This window comes from Thalassotalea algicola, from assembly GCF_012932965.1.
In the GTDB taxonomy this organism is placed as follows: domain Bacteria; phylum Pseudomonadota; class Gammaproteobacteria; order Enterobacterales; family Alteromonadaceae; genus Thalassotalea_F; species Thalassotalea_F algicola.
The window spans coordinates 12,888-28,250 of sequence record NZ_JABBXH010000009.1 but is presented as its reverse complement, the minus strand read 5'-3'; the positions used below and the strand labels follow the sequence as shown (position 1 = coordinate 28,250).

Genomic DNA, 15,363 nt, shown 5'->3' with positions numbered 1-15,363 from the left:
CAACAACTAGTTTGTTGAAAATAGTTACGCAAAATTAGCTGCTGAACACAGTTAAGCAAGATTTAAGCGTAGGGTAGATTTCTGAATTTTTAGCTAGAGCCAGATAAACAGGTTGGCGACCAAACTTATTAATGTTTTTGATATGACTTAATTGCTTTTGGTTAATTAAGTAGTCAACAATTTCAGTTACGCCAACGATAAAGTCAACTCGGCCTGATGCTAACATTTGCACTGCTTGTTCAAATCGAACCACTTCAAAAATTTTAGCGTCTTTCATTGCGGATTTGTCGTAGTTTATATCACGTGGAATGGCAACAGTGTGTTGGCTGCTCAGCTGAGCTAGTGTGGTGGTGTTTTGGATATTCGAATACAGACTAAGTGAAACATCAGATACTTTGTATAGTGAATAATCTAGATATTCACTTCGTTCAACGTTGTGCATTGCAGGGTAAATGGCGTCAGTTCTCCCTTGCTCTGCTAATTTTAATACCCTAGCCCAATTCGCTGTTTTGATAGTAATTGTCTGTACTTTATTTGCTAAGAAAGCTTGTATGTTGTTGGTATAGTCACCAGTAACTTTATTGTTTTTCATAGTCACTAGCGGCGGTACAATTGCTGTGGTTACGCTTATGTTTAAGTTGCATTGATTTTCGTCAGTGAGTGAAGCTGTTGAAGCGAAGATAAAACTTAGCAACGTAAAACAATAATAATTCTTCAAGATTTCTAGCAAATAGAATTGGTTTATATGCTAATTATAGAAACTAAAAGTGTTAATTAATAGTTAATAATATTGAATATCACTCACTTAGATAGTGAACATCCTCATTAGAAATTAATAGGCATACTCAAATTACCGAAGGATAAAGCCTGCTTTTAATGGGTCGTACTCATCGACTAAAAACTGGTGGACACCTGTGATAAAAGCACTGCCAGAGACTCTAGGTATAACGCAGTCTTTACCGTTAAATCTAGCTTGTTTTGTTGCAGATACCGTCATTTTGCTACTGATAATGCTTTCAATAGTAATTGTTTGATTTAACGCGACTTCACCTTTGTGATGCAATAATGCTGCTCTTGCACTTACACCTGTTCCCGTTGGTGAACGATCTACTTCACCGTCGGCAAATATGCAGACATGACGAGAGTGACTGCTAGCGTCAGTTGTTTTTTTAGAGGTAAATATTGTCCCATACAAGAAACTTAAATCTTGGTGTTCAGGATGTTCAATATCATAGCTATTGGCAACTGCCTGCTTAATTGATCGGCCAAGCGTTATAAGTTGTTCAACATTGTTGGGTGAGCAATCAATGTTGTGAATGTCGGCATCGACATAGGCATAATAGGCACCTCCAAAAGCGATATCATAGGTAACGTTGCCAAAGCCTGGTATGGTTATAGTTCGATCACAAACTTCGACATATGAGCGAACGCAATCAAAGTAAACGTTTGGCTTGCCGTCTTTTTTACTAGCATATGCGGTTATTTGACCTGCCGGCGAATCGATTAACACGACTTTAGTTTCATTATCAGCTAATTTAATGTCGTTACATTCAATTGCAGCAGAAACGGTGGCAATAATGGCGTGGCCGCACATGCTGGAATAGCCTTCATTGTGCATAAATAAAATGCCAAAGCTAGAATCGGGAGATACAGGCTCGGTAATAATCGCGCCGTACATATCGGCATGGCCGCGCGGCTCGAACATCAGCACTTTACGCAAATGATCTAAGTGCTTAGTAACATACTGACGCTTTTCTAATATTGTACTTCCAGGAATAGTAGGGTAACCCGAAGTGACGATACGAAGTGGTTCACCTTCGGTATGAGCATCAAGTGTGGTGAGTTTCGTAAAACGGCTGTGGTTAGCGAGTTCAAACTTCATGGTGTTTCTTCCGTTTCCGTTTGTTATTTGCATGTAGATAATTGTGCATGACAAACGACTTGTTAATCAAAAATAAATAATGTATACAATATATCATGTGTTTTTTGTTAAGTTAACTAATCGTCGTGAACAAATTTAAATGGAATAAAAATAATCGCTTAGCGCTAGCATTTGCGCTGGCTTCAGCAAGTGTTGTTGGTTGTAGTTCCTCTACAAATCAAACGGAATATCAAGAAAGCGAGCAAAAAATATCAGCTCAATCAGCAGAGTTAAAAGCGATATCACTTGGCAGTGTAGATATTTGGCAGGCAAGTTATCAGCATAATGTTCAAGAATTCACTGACGTATTATCGGCTATTGAGCAGTCGGTTGCGGCTGGCAACAATGAGGAACTCGATAGCTATTTTTATTACTTGAGAGCGTTTAGTTATTGGGGAGATTTATCAGAGTTAGAGCCAAAACACTGGCAAAAACTACATCAAGTGACGGTTGAGGTTGCCTCTGCTGTGACTTCCTCGATTGGCAATGAAGAACACTGGCGGCTCCAAGAACATGTTTGGGTAACGCTATATCAATTTTATGGTAGCAAGCATGCTGATAAATCAATTCTTAACGCATTACCAGAATTTCTACCTGCGATTATCGCGGCTATTAACTCCACTGCCATTCAATCTACACAGCGCTCAGTAGCTAATGTGCAGCAAGATTATGCTCAGCTAGAGTTATATCGAGCGCTAGGGTTTATGGCATACAATGGCGTAAGGAAAGAAGAAATAAAACAGTTCTTAATTCAAGACCCTAAGCTTATCGATACGTTAACTCAACATATGATGCAGTATAACCACGGCAAACAAGGTGGTGCTTGGCAGTTACGACATGCACTATGGTTGTTAGCGGGCATTCATGTGTTGCAGGAAGACGTAGCGCAGAAAGCGCTTGATGAAACCATTCAAACTTACTTATTTGAGTCAGGCGGTTTTACAGAGCCACAAGCAAAGTACCTATTTAGTCAGCTGTATCTAGCTAATTCATTTCGTACGACAGATCACTGTAATGATCAATTTAAAGGCAAGTGTGTCATTAAAACGGTAGATGAAGTACTGCCTATTAACCATAGTTGCTCCGATCGACTATTTATTCGTGCAAATAGCATGACTAAGGCTCAGCTTACCGAGTCTTGTGACAACTTAATCGCACAAGAAGATTTCTTTCATTCAACGTTAGGTACTGAGCTAAAGCCGGTGGCTAATGATTTTAATAATAAGTTGCGAGTGGTCATTTTCGATAACTACTCTCAATATAATCAACACGGGCAATTAACGTTTAACATTTTTACTAATAACGGTGGTATGTATATTGAGGGCACGCCAAGTGCAGATGTTAATCAAGCAACTTTTTACTCTTTTCAGGCGTTTTGGAAGCAGCCTGATTTTTCTGTCTGGAATTTAGCGCATGAGTATGTTCATTATCTGGATGGGCGATTTGTTAAATATGGCGGCTTTGGCTATTTTCCTGAGAAGCTCGTTTGGTGGGCTGAGGGTATTGGTGAGTTTATTTCTAAACAACATGACAACGATCGTGCACTTAAGTTGGCTGCAGAGACCCCACAAGCTGAATGGCCGACTTTGGCAGAGATATTTTCGACAACATATGATGACGGATCTGAACGTGTTTACCAATGGAGTTATCTAGCGCATCGCTTTATTTTCACTTTCCACCCTGAGCAAGGTAGGAAGATGGCACACTACCTAAAACGTGATTATTTTGATGGCTACAATGACACATTAAACGCTTATCAAGAACAACATCAGCAGGCATTTCAGCAATGGTTAGTGGAGCAAGTAGCAGCATATAATTTAAAGCCAGAAAATGATGAAGCTAAAGCGAACACCCCTAAATATCTATATCGCTATTTATACCGCGACTATTTAAGACCTACTCATCTACCCATTACTAATAAACACCAACACTATGTGAATTGGGGATAATATCAACGGCTTAGTTAAATTTTAATTAACTAAGCCGTTTTCTTTCTAGCAAACAAATTCAATTAATCTAAATTAATTCTGTTAAGCTAGTTCACAATATAAATTTAAATCAATGGCTTAAGAATGATAGAACAGTGGGTTGGCTTTATAAATGGTTACTTGTGGGGCTACGTCCTCATATATTTGCTAACAGGCTGTGGCATTTGGTTTAGCTGGAAATTAAGGCTGCTTCAACTACGTCACTTTACGCATATGTTTAGCTTACTAAAGTCGAGCCGTAAATCTAGCGAACATGGAATTTCTTCATTTCAGGCGCTTTGTACTTCTCTTGCTGCGAGAGTTGGTACAGGTAATTTAATGGGAGTTGCTGTTGCGATAACGCTTGGCGGACCAGGTGCAATTTTCTGGATGTGGGTTATCGCATTTGTCGGTATGGCAACAGCCTATGCCGAAAGTGCGCTTGGCCAGCTTTACAAAGAAAAAGACGAAAATAATAATTTTCGAGGTGGCCCTGCTTATTACATGCGCAAAGGCATTAACAGCCCGAAATTAGCCATTATTTTTTCAGTATGCTTATTTTTTGGTTATGGTTTTGTGTTCAGCTCTGTTCAAGCCAATTCAATTACTGATGCTTTTCAAGGTTCGTTTGGTGTAGACCCAATGATATGCGGCATAGTGATCACTGTATTAGCGGGTTACATTATTTTAGGTGGTTTAAGAAATATCGCGCGATTTGCTGAGCTTGCCGTTCCATTTATGGGGCTTGCCTATATTCTAGTGGCATTATTTGTTATCGCGATAAATATTGAACAAATACCAGCGATCATTGCTGATATTGTCGGCTCTGCACTTGGCCTGAACCAGGCCGCCGGAGGTGTTGTTGGTATCGCAATATTGCAAGGCGTACAACGCGGACTTTATTCAAACGAAGCGGGTATGGGAAGCTCGCCAAATGCAGCTGCGGCGGCTGATCCAAATCCGCCACATCCAGCTTCTCAAGGGTATATACAGTCGTTAGCAGTATTTTTTGATACTATGCTGATTTGTACCTGTACTGCATTTATTATCTTACTGGCAGACGGAACTGCTGATACCGCTATGGGTATTCAAATGACTCAACAAGCACTATCACAGCAAGTGGGTAGTTGGGGAGCGGAGTTTATTACTATTGCTATCTTGTTTTTTGGCTTTACCTCTATTGTTGCTAACTATGCATACGCCGATAACAATTTAAAGTATTTGAATTTAGACAATATGCTTGGCCGTTGGTTTTTACGTATCGGCTTTTTGGCTATGTTGGTATTCGGTTCATCAGCGTCTCTACCTGAAGTTATTGCACTGGCAGATCTTGCCACCGGGTTGATGACAGTCGTTAACGTAACCGCATTGTTTTTATTATCCAAAGTTGTGGTCTCGATAACTAAAGACTACCAACAACAAGTTAAGCAAGGTAAAACACCTAATTACCAAGTAAGTGAAGAGGAAGAAATATCGTTAGGTTTAAGCTCGGGTATTTGGCGAAAATAATTTATAATGAGGTAACAAGCTAAAACATGGCAAAGGACAAATGCTTAATGTAACGCTTCAGCCTAATTATGGAATTGCCATTTTTGAGATGGACGGGCAGCTTTCGGTTCAAGATTTCAACCATGCTGCCCATAAGTTAGCCCCTTATATCGAACAGGCTGGAGGTCTTAAAGGCTGTATTGTTTGTTCAACTAATTGGCCTAAGTGGGATTCTCCCTATGCGCTTTTGGCACACCTTCACTTTATAAACTTCCACCATAACTATATTGATAAAGTTGCCCTCGTATCTGACTCTATGTCATTCAAATGGCTAGTGCCGTTATGCACAACGACATTGCACTGTAAGCTTCGGTGTTATTCGTTTGATGCGCTTGAACAAAGCAAAGCTTGGATTTTATTGGAATAACACTCAACAGCGTTAAACATTTGCTGCTATAATCGCGCCAGATTTTTGTGAAGGTGTTTATTATGAGTGTTGATGCAATTGGTTTGTCTGAAGGGTTATTAAAAGCGGTTAAGCAATGTGGCTATAAACAGCTTACGCCTATTCAGCAACAAGCAATCCCTGTGATTCGCTCAGGTGCTGATTTATTAGCAAGCGCACAAACAGGCACTGGTAAGACTGCTGCATTTACATTGCCAATTTTAGATAAGTTAGCGTATCAAACCAACGATGACGTTAGTGAATTAAAAGCGCTTATCTTAACGCCAACACGAGAGCTTGCTATTCAAGTCGCTGAAAACGTTAAGACTTACAGTGAATTTCTTCCAATTCGTTCTGGCGTTATCTATGGTGGCGCTGGCATGGCTGGCCAAGAGAAAATGCTAAAACAAGGTGTTGATATACTCGTCGCGACACCAGGACGTTTACTAGAACATTTAGCGCTAAGAAACCTCTCTTTATCGCAAGTAAAATACTTAGTGTTAGATGAGGCAGATCGTATGTTGGATATGGGCTTTTTAACCGACATTGAACGTATCACGACGCATATAAAGCATAAACATCAAACGCTTATGTTTAGTGCGACCTTTTCAAATAAAGTGAAAGGTTTAGCGAATGAAATTTTATTCACGCCAAAAACAATTGAAGTGGCTAAGCAAAATACGACATCAGGTAAAGTAAAACAGTCTGTTTATTGGGTGTCAGAAGCAAGGAAACGCGAACTTCTTTCAGAAATCATAGGTGTAAATAACTGGCATCAAGTGATGGTGTTTGCTGGCACCCGGGAAAGTGCTAATCAATTAGCAAAAGAATTAAAGCTTGACGGGATTAAAGCTGCCTTGTGTCATGGTGAAAAATCACAAGGTGCCAGAAACAAAGCCCTAGAACAATTTGTTTCAGGTGAAGTTAGAGTGTTAGTGGCAACAGATGTGGCTGCACGAGGGTTGGATATTCCCAATTTACCTTATGTAGTAAATTTCCATTTACCATTCCTTGCTGAAGATTATGTTCATCGTGTTGGTCGAACAGGCCGAGCGGGTAAGTCAGGCACGGCTATTTCACTTGTTAGCCCGAAAGATGAAAAATTCCTTGGTAATATCGAGCAGTTGATCGGCAGACATTTTGAACGAATAGTGTTACCAGGTTATGAAATGTCAGAGCAAGAATACAGTGCAAGTAAAAAACATGTCACTGATGCTGGCAAGAAGAATCGATATCAAACAACTCGTGACAAGAACCGAGTGATTACCAAGAAAAAGTCAACCAGTGGTAGCAAGCCTCAAACAGTAAAGGCTAAAGCCGGTAAAAAAGGTAAGAAGCGTAAGTAATACCTATAGCGCCAATGCAAATAGATTGTTTAATAGATATTCCTTTTGAATTTCGACATACCTGCTACTTCTGTGGAGAGCCGAGCAATCGGTTCTTTTCATTTCCTCATAGTGCCCATATTGTACTCGCCTGCTCACACCCTAAACTAACGCTGCCATGTTGTAATGAATGTCGTTACATTGCCTATACGGTTAAACAAGATGACGTTTGGCAAGTAGTTGAGAAAGTTAAACAAACACTGATTAAAAAATACCAAAAAGATTTAGCGATTGGCGTTAACTGGACCCGAGAGGAACTAGCAAATAGTGGTTTTGAGGGGGGAAATTTCGAATCTTTTCAAAAAAGCGCATGGTTTATGTTTGAAGTTGCTAGAGATAGGGTGAACTTTCCTGCTTGGCCAATCTCTCTTAACGGGATAGAGCTTGAACGGTTATGGCAGAAAAGCACCTTTGTTTTCGACGGAATTAGTTTTCCGTCCATCGACGATGCAGTTGGTTATTACTGCAAGGCATTTGATTTAAACAAGCAATGGCTAAGAAATGTGCTGGCAAAGCTTGGGGTTGAAAAGTTTGCCGTAGCGGTTAGGTTTTGCCGCAATATGAAAGGTGCTACGCCAAATGAAATGCAAGTGGCGTTAGCACAATTAAGACTTTAAAATCGGTTAGCTACACTAAGCTTAAGGCTGAGTGCATATTCATTTTCTTACGGTATAGCGCTTGGTCTGCACGTTCAAAAAATGAAGACTCTGTGTCAGCTCTATTCATAAAAGTACCGCCTAAAGAACAACTTACTTGATATTTTTCTAGATACCCATCACTTGCAACAGCACTATGGATACGATGGTACATGACATCTAAAGACTCTTTACTTGCCGCTTCAATTAAAATGACAAACTCATCGCCACCAAAGCGGAATATACTATCTGAATCGCGAACGCTTACCCGCAGGGCGTCAGCGAAATGAATGAGTACTTTATCACCTACAGAGTGACCGTATGTGTCATTTATTGCTTTAAATTTGTTTAAGTCGGCAACTAAAATCCCAACTAAAGAGTTATTTCTTTTAGCTTGGTGCATAGCGCGTTTTAGCTGCTCATCAAAGTACCTACGATTACCTAGACCAGTTAAACCGTCTTGCATTGCTAGCATCATTGCTCTTTGATACATCACTGCATTGTTAATAGGATGCATAAGATATTGATGTAATTCTTCTAATATTTTTGTATTAGAACCCGAAAGAGGGCTGTTCATCGCATAAGAAAGTGTACCTATTGATTGTCCACCAATTGCTAATATGAACTGACGCTCGATTTTTCCTTTGCGACTTCCGCGCAAAGTGACTTCAATTTCACCTGTTTTGAAGTAAAGTCCTGAAAATTCGACGTATTTACTTGCTTCCATTGCAAATTTACTGATTAGCGCATCTAACTCTAAAGTGGTTTGCAGTTGTTCAAGCAACGCTAAACCTCGTTTATTGTTATTAACATGGTTAGATTCAAATATTCTAAATGCATTAAAGTCCGAAAACTGTTGTTCAAGTAAATTAAGCGTTTGCATATTATACCTACATCGTTAGATCGGCTTTCCTGTCAGAAAGTCGACATTGCTCTGGTTCGGTATTAATTAAGCAATATGCGTGCCTACGAATGTTTAGTGTTTTTGCTCCTTTTAATTAATTGAATATTAAGGTATAAATTTAATGTGATAATGATATTGGTGAAATGCTGATAAATCGCTAATGATCAATATATCTTTCTCTCCAATTCATGAGGCTTATGTGACAGGTCATCTCGAAATTCTAGCAATACTCGCTTGTGCTGTAGCAATAGTGTTCATTTTTAGAAAACTAAATTTACCGGCAATATTGGCTTATTTAATTGCTGGTGTGTTAGTAGGTGAGCATGGTTTAGCGCTTGCTCAGGAAAGTATTGACTATGATCATTTTGCTGAGCTCGGCATTGTTTTCTTGTTGTTTACATTGGGATTGGAGTTTTCACTTCCTAAGCTAATGGCAATGCGACATTTGGTTGTTGCAGTGGGTAGTTTACAGGTCGGTATTTCGCTTGTCGTCTTTACTATTTTAGCCCTAGTGTTTGGACAATCATTTGCTAGCGCATTTGTTATTGGCGCAATTCTAGCACTTTCCTCTACAGCTATCGTTATTCGGCAGCTAAGTGAAACAGGAGCTATGAAACGAAAATCTGGGCAGATATCTGTCGCAGTTTTATTATTTCAAGATGTCGCTGTTGTACCGCTATTAATTGTTATCCCTATGCTCGCACCAGGCACTGAAGGCTCAATGTTTGTAGCGCTTTCACTTGCTCTTATCAAAGGGGTATTTGTCGTTGGTATACTATTATTAACAGGAAAATGGGTATTACCTAAGTTGTTTGATTTGGTAGCGCGTGTTAGAACCGATGAATTGTTTGTATTAACGACGCTGCTGGTAACACTAATGGCTGCGGCGCTTACTCAGTGGTTTGGGCTCTCTATGGCGCTTGGTGCGTTTCTAGCAGGTATGATGCTAGGTGAGAGTGAATATAAACATCAGTTAGAGGCAGATATTCGCCCTTATCGCGATATTTTATTAGGTTTATTCTTCGTTACTATAGGTATGAAGCTCGACTTAAGCTTATTGCTCGCATCACCTTTGACCATTATTTTAACCATGGTTGCGTTTATGCTAATCAAAGTTATGGTGATAAAGCAGTTGGCGGTGCGAGCTGGTGAAGCCAGTAAAGATGGATGGGCAACCGGCTTTATGTTATCACAAATGGGTGAGTTTGGTTTTGTGCTGGTTGCCTTAGCCACGCAAGTTGAAATTCTTTCAATTGAAGTCGCTTCAATGCTGTTAGGTGCTGGTGTCATTAGTATGGCAATTACACCATATATTATGAACCATGCACGCAAATGGGGTCGTTGGCTGGCAAATGAAGAGCCGATGGATACCAGTGATTTAGAATCCTTGCCAGAGTCAACAAAGACTTTAAGTAATCATGTGATTATTTGTGGTTTTGGTCGGATTGGACAAACGGTTAGCCGCTTTTTAAAACAAGAAGATATCGATTTTGTCGCGATTGATATTGATCCGCTTAGAACACGGAAAGCTAGAGAAGCTGGTGAAAATGTACTCTTTGGCTCTTCGAGGCAGGCTGAGCTGCTTCATGCAGCACATTTACAATATGCAAAACTAGTCGTTATAGCCTTTGGTGAAGATAAGCAGTCTGCCGAAGTGATACAAAAAGTGCGAAGTCTAGCGCCGAAAGTGCCTATTCTGGTTCGTACACGCAATGATGACCAATTAGAAATGTTGCAAAACGCTGGTGCTAACGAAGTGGTGCCAGAAAGTTTAGAAGGCGCATTAATGTTAGTCTCTCAAGTCCTATCGTTATCAGGTGTCCCTTTTTCTCGGATTGTACGTAGAGTCCAGAAAGAGCGTAAAAATCACTATAATCACTTACATGGCTTCTTCCAAGGTGAACACACTGATATGAGCCCAGAAGCTATCGACAGAATTGAATTTGCGCATGCTGTATTGTTAACCAGTGACTGTTATGCCGTAGGCCAGACAATTGAATCACTTGATTTAGCTAGTAGACGCGTAAATGTTATCGCGTTAAAAAGAGATGAACAAGAAATTGAAGAGCCAGATGCTAATACAATTCTAAAACCAGAAGACACGCTTATTCTAAGAGGAAAGCCACGCAGGGTAGAGCGGACTGAACGGTATCTACAAGAAGGGAATTAGCGCATACACTATAAAGAAAGAAATGCTCTAATTTCATCTTCTTTTGCAGCAGCATCGTCAAAACCTAACTTGATTAAATGACTACAAAAGTGTTTATCAAATAAAAGGTAACTTAATAAACTCGATTCTGGATCATTCTTTACTCCAACACTGCGTAACAGCATTTTTATACCAAAAGGTAAATAAGAATAATACTCGGCGGCGATCGCGTTAAAGTCATGGCTAGGGTTAATAACAAAGGTATCGATTTGTTGAAGTCCTTCTTTCTTCCTCCGTTTCTCTTCATCTATTAGTGAAAGTGTATTATTGATTCGGTGTAAGCGCTCTAAATCGCTCTGTAAGGTGTCTGAGAACACCGAGTCAAGCATATGGCCTGCTATCGTCGAAATGGTCGGAGGATGCGGGTTGTTTTCCATAGCATGCATTGGCTCTTTCGGTTGTTCAACGCCAATGATAAATATGCGCTTTGCACCAAGGTGAATTGGCGGGCTAAGTGGCGATAGTTGATGAATTGAACCATCACCAAAATGCTGCTTCCTAATTTTTACTGAAGGGAACACTAGTGGAATAGCCGCAGATGCCATCAAGTGCTCACTATTTATTTGTGCGGGTTCGCCACGACGTTTGGCTCTATGCCAAGGTTTGATATGACTGGCCGACTGAAAAAAGGTGATTGAATCACCTGTTGTGTAATTTGAGGCAGTGACAGACAGCGAAGATAAATAATCGTTAAGTATGTTTACATCAATACGTTTAAAGTCCATTACCTGATTAAGTAGCCCGCGTAATGGATCGTTGTTAAGTAAGCTACGAGCCGTTCTATTAGCGTAGTCTGCTTGAAAGGTTGCTAGCATTCCTGAGAAAAGGTTGCCAAATACTTGGCTAGAGTTGCTATGGTATATTTTTTCGCAGGTTAAGTTCTTCCATATCCATTCAAGTTTCTTTACACCTAAATGAAAGCACGAGGCATAACAGGCTAGGGCTGTTGTGTTAATTGCGCCAGCGGAAGTACCTGAAAGTATAGGAAATGGAATGCCGTGATTTCTTGGAATAAACTTGGTAATAGCTGAAAGAACGCCTACTTGATATGCAGCTCTCGCTCCACCACCAGTAAGCAATAAGGAGGTTTTACTACCTTTGTATGTTTTCTTAGACGCCATTTATTTTAAGTAATTTACGACTTAGTGCTTAATTAAAGTGTAATTGATACTTGGCTTTGCCTCTACTTTTCTTTTAAAAATCAGGCAATAAAAAAGCCAGCAAAGCTGGCTTTTTAACTTATTAGCGACATAAGAATTATTAGCTAGTAAACAATTATAACTAACGCCTACCAGAAATAATTAACTGTTAACTCGTTTGTTAGCAGCGTCAACTAAAGGTTGCGATCCTGCCTGTAGTGAAGCCAAATTTGCAGAAACAATTTTCTTCGATAATTTTTTAATCATCAATGAACCTGTTTTTACAGAGTCTTTCGCTACGGCAAACTCCAACAAGTTCTGACCATTACATTGAATACCATCAAAAATACTACGTATTTTTAATTTGTTCGACTTTAAAAATGAACGCATGCGTTTTTTGTCATCAGCGGCAACGTATTCACATACACTTTGTGCAATGTTATTTGCGTTAGCCTGTGGTGCTGTAACTACAGACGTCAATGTTAAAGCTGCGATGGTAGAAGCTAGTAATAATTTTTTCATTTTAATAACCTTAAAGCTAAATTTAGTTCAGTTAAAAAAAGAAAAAACCACTGGAACGTACCCTTTTGATGAGGTAACTCCGCTGTCGTAGGCGTCAATGCCCTTAGACCGGTGGTTTTGCGTAGCACACTTTCATATGCTTTGCCTTTTCTTTGTCACCTTTAGTATTAGCAAATTTTGTAACGATATGCAACAGATACTTGAAAGTTTTTCATTTATATGTCACGTAAATTCAGAGTATGAAAAAGGGGCTGTAAGCCCCTTAATATGATAGTTAACTATTGGTTTGATGCAGCTTAAAACTGCATTTCTGGCACGTGCTCTGGCACGACCATTTCGCCACTAGTAAGTTTTACAATCTCTTCAACGGAAACGCCTGGTGCGCGTTCTAACAGGTGAAATTTGCCCTCTTTAATTTCAATAAAGGCTAAATCAGTTAGTACTTTCTTAATACAACCCTTACCTGTTAGTGGCAGAGTGCACTCAGGCAGTAGCTTAGAGTCGCCGTGTTTTGAGGCGTGGGTCATGGTAACAATAATGTTATCCGCGCCAGCAACTAAGTCCATTGCACCACCCATACCTTTAATCAGCTTTCCTGGGATCATATAAGAAGCAATGTTACCGTTTACATCTACTTCGAATGCACCTAGAACAGTCAGGTCAACATGACCACCGCGGATCATTGCAAATGATTCAGCTGAATCGAAAATCGACGCACCAGTTGTTGCAGTTACTGTTTGTTTACCTGCATTGATCATATCTGCGTCAAGCTCATCTTCGGTTGGGAATTGCCCCATACCCAATAAGCCATTTTCTGATTGCAACATTACTTCCATACCTTGTGGTACGTAATTCGCAACTAGTGTTGGTATGCCGATACCTAAATTAACGTAGTAACCATCTTGTAGTTCTTGCGCAACGCGCATAGCGATTTGTTCACGAGATAAAGCCATGATATTTCTCCTTTGCGCGATTAGCTATTGTCTGCTGTACGAATGGTACGTTGTTCGATACGCTTTTCAAATGTACCTTGAATAAGACGGTCAACGTAGATGCCTGGTGTATGAATTTGATCCGGGTCTAACTCACCAGGTTCAACAATTTCTTCTACTTCTACTACGGTAATTTTACCGGCAGTAGCAGCCATTGGGTTGAAGTTGCGTGCGGTTTTTCTAAATACTAGATTGCCATAACGATCGGCTTTCCATGCTTTAACAATGGCAAAGTCACCTTTAATCGATTCTTCCATGATGTACTTACGGCCATCGAATTCTCTTTCTTCTTTACCTTCTGCTACAGGTGTTCCGTATCCAGTTGCAGTGAAAAATGCAGGGATACCAGCACCACCAGCACGCATTTTTTCTGCTAATGTGCCTTGTGGAGTTAATTCTACTTCTAATTCACCTGACATCATTTGACGTTCAAACTCAGCGTTTTCGCCTACATAAGACGCTACAATTTTCTTAATTTGACGATCAGGTAATAGGACACCTAAACCAAAATCATCTACGCCGCAGTTATTTGAAACTACAGTTAAGTCTTTTGTGCCTTTACGCTTTATTTCTGCAATCAGGTTTTCTGGTATGCCACATAAGCCAAATCCACCAGCGATTACCGTCATATTGTCTTCAAGACCGGCCATCGCTTCTTCATAACTTGAAACGACTTTATCGAATCCTGCCATTGTAAACTCCTCAATAAACGCAGTAGTTGCGTAAATAATTTATTATTCTTTCAGCCTAAGCATATCGCAGGCTTAATCTACTCGTTGCGCTCGAAACGCATTTGATACTTTAGATACAGGGGCTCGACCTAATATGTCGCTAATAAACCAACCTGCTTTTAGTAATTTGTCTAAATCGATACCACTATCGATACCTAGTCCATTTAGCATGTATACAACATCTTCTGTTGCTACGTTGCCTGACGCGCCTTTAGCATAAGGACAACCGCCTAAACCAGCAACAGCGCTATCTACAACAGAAACTCCCATGCTTAACGCGGTGTAAATATTGGTTAACGCTTGACCATAGGTATCATGAAAGTGAACCGCTAGTTTTTCAACCGGTACTTTAGTACCAACAGCCTGTAGCATTTTTTGTACACTTGCTGCTGTACCAACACCGATCGTGTCGCCTAATGAAATTTCATAACAGCCCATCTTTAAAAGCTTTTCTGCTACATCTGCTACTTTCTCTGGCGCAATTTCGCCATCGTAAGGACAGCCAACAACGCAAGATACGTAACCTCTAACATTTATGCCATGTGTTTTCGCTGTCGCCATAATTGGTGCGAAGCGTTCGAGACTCTCATCAATTGAACAGTTAATATTTTTTTGGCTAAAGCTTTCTGAAGCAGCACCGAAAATGGCAACTTCATCGACGCCAGCTGCAATTGCTGCTTCAAAGCCTTTCATATTTGGTGTTAAAGCAGCGTACGTAACGCCACTTTTTTTATTAATACCTGTAAATACATCGGTTGAAGTTGCCATTTGTGGAACCCATTTAGGTGACACAAAACTACCACTTTCAACATAGCTTAAACCAGCATCTGACAGTTGATTAATCAACGCGATTTTGTCGGCAGATTCAATAAACTGCTTTTCGTTTTGTAGGCCATCTCGAGGACCAACTTCAACGATTTTTACTTTTTTAGGTAAATTCATATTTAACATTCACTTCAGTTTGTCAATTGCTCAGTCTGCTGCACATACCCCAAGCTCATAGTTAACTTATAGCTAGTCACCTA

At 40.0% G+C, this 15,363-nt stretch carries 14 protein-coding genes and 1 riboswitch; of the genes, 6 read left to right on the top strand and 8 right to left on the bottom strand.

What is annotated here, in order from left to right; genetic code table 11:
- Positions 1 to 34: 34 nt before the first annotated feature.
- Together HII17_RS18075 and HII17_RS18070 are read right to left on the bottom strand one after the other, a co-directional pair.
- The gene (locus HII17_RS18075) at positions 35 to 592 is read right to left on the bottom strand and encodes a substrate-binding periplasmic protein (RefSeq protein WP_169076777.1); all 558 of its coding nucleotides are present in this window, start codon (positions 590 to 592) and stop codon (positions 35 to 37) included.
- Between the two features lie 258 nt (positions 593 to 850).
- Entirely contained in the window at positions 851 to 1,882 is a 1,032-nt protein-coding gene (locus HII17_RS18070; protein ID WP_169076776.1) for a proline racemase family protein, read from the bottom strand.
- A 125-nt stretch (positions 1,883 to 2,007) separates the two neighbouring features.
- Between HII17_RS18070 and HII17_RS19355 the strand changes: the two genes are divergently transcribed.
- The 5 genes from HII17_RS19355 to HII17_RS18045 all read left to right on the top strand — a co-directional run bounded on the left by HII17_RS19355 (position 2,008) and on the right by HII17_RS18045 (position 7,823).
- Positions 2,008 to 3,870 carry a collagenase gene (locus HII17_RS19355; RefSeq protein WP_169076775.1) on the top strand — a complete coding sequence of 621 codons (1,863 nt, stop codon included), beginning with the start codon at positions 2,008 to 2,010 and terminating at the stop codon, positions 3,868 to 3,870.
- Positions 3,871 to 3,993: 123 nt separating this feature from the next.
- Positions 3,994 to 5,397 carry an alanine/glycine:cation symporter family protein gene (locus HII17_RS18060; RefSeq protein ID WP_211185414.1) on the top strand — a complete coding sequence of 468 codons (1,404 nt, stop codon included), beginning with the start codon at positions 3,994 to 3,996 and terminating at the stop codon, positions 5,395 to 5,397.
- A 40-nt stretch (positions 5,398 to 5,437) separates the two neighbouring features.
- The gene (locus HII17_RS18055; RefSeq protein WP_169076774.1) at positions 5,438 to 5,803 is read left to right on the top strand and encodes a SpoIIAA family protein; all 366 of its coding nucleotides are present in this window, start codon (positions 5,438 to 5,440) and stop codon (positions 5,801 to 5,803) included.
- A 62-nt stretch (positions 5,804 to 5,865) separates the two neighbouring features.
- Positions 5,866 to 7,167 carry a DEAD/DEAH box helicase gene (locus tag HII17_RS18050; RefSeq protein WP_169076773.1) on the top strand — a complete coding sequence of 434 codons (1,302 nt, stop codon included), beginning with the start codon at positions 5,866 to 5,868 and terminating at the stop codon, positions 7,165 to 7,167.
- Positions 7,168 to 7,181: 14 nt separating this feature from the next.
- Positions 7,182 to 7,823, top strand: a complete 642-nt coding sequence (locus HII17_RS18045; RefSeq protein ID WP_169076772.1) for a hypothetical protein — start codon at positions 7,182 to 7,184, stop codon at positions 7,821 to 7,823.
- A 10-nt stretch (positions 7,824 to 7,833) separates the two neighbouring features.
- Here the strand turns inward: HII17_RS18045 and HII17_RS18040 are convergent, their stop codons facing one another.
- Positions 7,834 to 8,724 (bottom strand): GGDEF domain-containing protein, encoded by an 891-nt coding sequence (locus HII17_RS18040; protein WP_169076771.1) that lies wholly within the window; start codon positions 8,722 to 8,724, stop codon positions 7,834 to 7,836.
- A gap of 220 nt (positions 8,725 to 8,944) precedes the next feature.
- Between HII17_RS18040 and HII17_RS18035 the strand changes: the two genes are divergently transcribed.
- Positions 8,945 to 10,915, top strand: coding sequence for a cation:proton antiporter domain-containing protein (locus tag HII17_RS18035; protein ID WP_328824570.1), 1,971 nt, complete (start codon positions 8,945 to 8,947; stop codon positions 10,913 to 10,915).
- Positions 10,916 to 10,923: 8 nt separating this feature from the next.
- Here HII17_RS18035 and HII17_RS18030 read toward each other — a convergent pair whose 3' ends face one another.
- The 5 genes from HII17_RS18030 to HII17_RS18010 form a co-directional block, all read right to left on the bottom strand.
- Entirely contained in the window at positions 10,924 to 12,075 is a 1,152-nt protein-coding gene (locus HII17_RS18030; protein WP_169076769.1) for a patatin-like phospholipase family protein, read from the bottom strand.
- A gap of 180 nt (positions 12,076 to 12,255) precedes the next feature.
- Positions 12,256 to 12,615, bottom strand: a complete 360-nt coding sequence (locus HII17_RS18025; protein ID WP_169076768.1) for a DUF3718 domain-containing protein — start codon at positions 12,613 to 12,615, stop codon at positions 12,256 to 12,258.
- Positions 12,616 to 12,684: 69 nt separating this feature from the next.
- A riboswitch (cyclic di-GMP riboswitch) is annotated at positions 12,685 to 12,771 on the bottom strand.
- A gap of 140 nt (positions 12,772 to 12,911) precedes the next feature.
- Positions 12,912 to 13,568, bottom strand: coding sequence for a 3-oxoacid CoA-transferase subunit B (locus tag HII17_RS18020; RefSeq protein ID WP_169076767.1), 657 nt, complete (start codon positions 13,566 to 13,568; stop codon positions 12,912 to 12,914).
- A 20-nt stretch (positions 13,569 to 13,588) separates the two neighbouring features.
- Positions 13,589 to 14,299, bottom strand: coding sequence for a CoA transferase subunit A (locus HII17_RS18015; protein ID WP_169076766.1), 711 nt, complete (start codon positions 14,297 to 14,299; stop codon positions 13,589 to 13,591).
- Positions 14,300 to 14,371: 72 nt separating this feature from the next.
- Entirely contained in the window at positions 14,372 to 15,280 is a 909-nt protein-coding gene (locus HII17_RS18010; protein WP_169076765.1) for a hydroxymethylglutaryl-CoA lyase, read from the bottom strand.
- Between the last annotated feature and the right edge of the window lie 83 nt (positions 15,281 to 15,363).

Coding starts and splice junctions, on each gene's coding strand:
- HII17_RS18010 (WP_169076765.1), bottom strand. CDS start 15,280: ATGAATTTACCTAAAAAAGTAAAAATCGTTGAAGTTGGTCCTCGAGAT.
- HII17_RS18040 (WP_169076771.1), bottom strand. CDS start 8,724: ATGCAAACGCTTAATTTACTTGAACAACAGTTTTCGGACTTTAATGCA.
- HII17_RS18045 (WP_169076772.1), top strand. CDS start 7,182: ATGCAAATAGATTGTTTAATAGATATTCCTTTTGAATTTCGACATACC.
- HII17_RS18020 (WP_169076767.1), bottom strand. CDS start 13,568: ATGGCTTTATCTCGTGAACAAATCGCTATGCGCGTTGCGCAAGAACTA.
- HII17_RS18055 (WP_169076774.1), top strand. CDS start 5,438: ATGCTTAATGTAACGCTTCAGCCTAATTATGGAATTGCCATTTTTGAG.
- HII17_RS18070 (WP_169076776.1), bottom strand. CDS start 1,882: ATGAAGTTTGAACTCGCTAACCACAGCCGTTTTACGAAACTCACCACA.
- HII17_RS18025 (WP_169076768.1), bottom strand. CDS start 12,615: ATGAAAAAATTATTACTAGCTTCTACCATCGCAGCTTTAACATTGACG.
- HII17_RS18015 (WP_169076766.1), bottom strand. CDS start 14,299: ATGGCAGGATTCGATAAAGTCGTTTCAAGTTATGAAGAAGCGATGGCC.
- HII17_RS18060 (WP_211185414.1), top strand. CDS start 3,994: ATGATAGAACAGTGGGTTGGCTTTATAAATGGTTACTTGTGGGGCTAC.
- HII17_RS18030 (WP_169076769.1), bottom strand. CDS start 12,075: ATGGCGTCTAAGAAAACATACAAAGGTAGTAAAACCTCCTTATTGCTT.
- HII17_RS18050 (WP_169076773.1), top strand. CDS start 5,866: ATGAGTGTTGATGCAATTGGTTTGTCTGAAGGGTTATTAAAAGCGGTT.
- HII17_RS18075 (WP_169076777.1), bottom strand. CDS start 592: ATGAAAAACAATAAAGTTACTGGTGACTATACCAACAACATACAAGCT.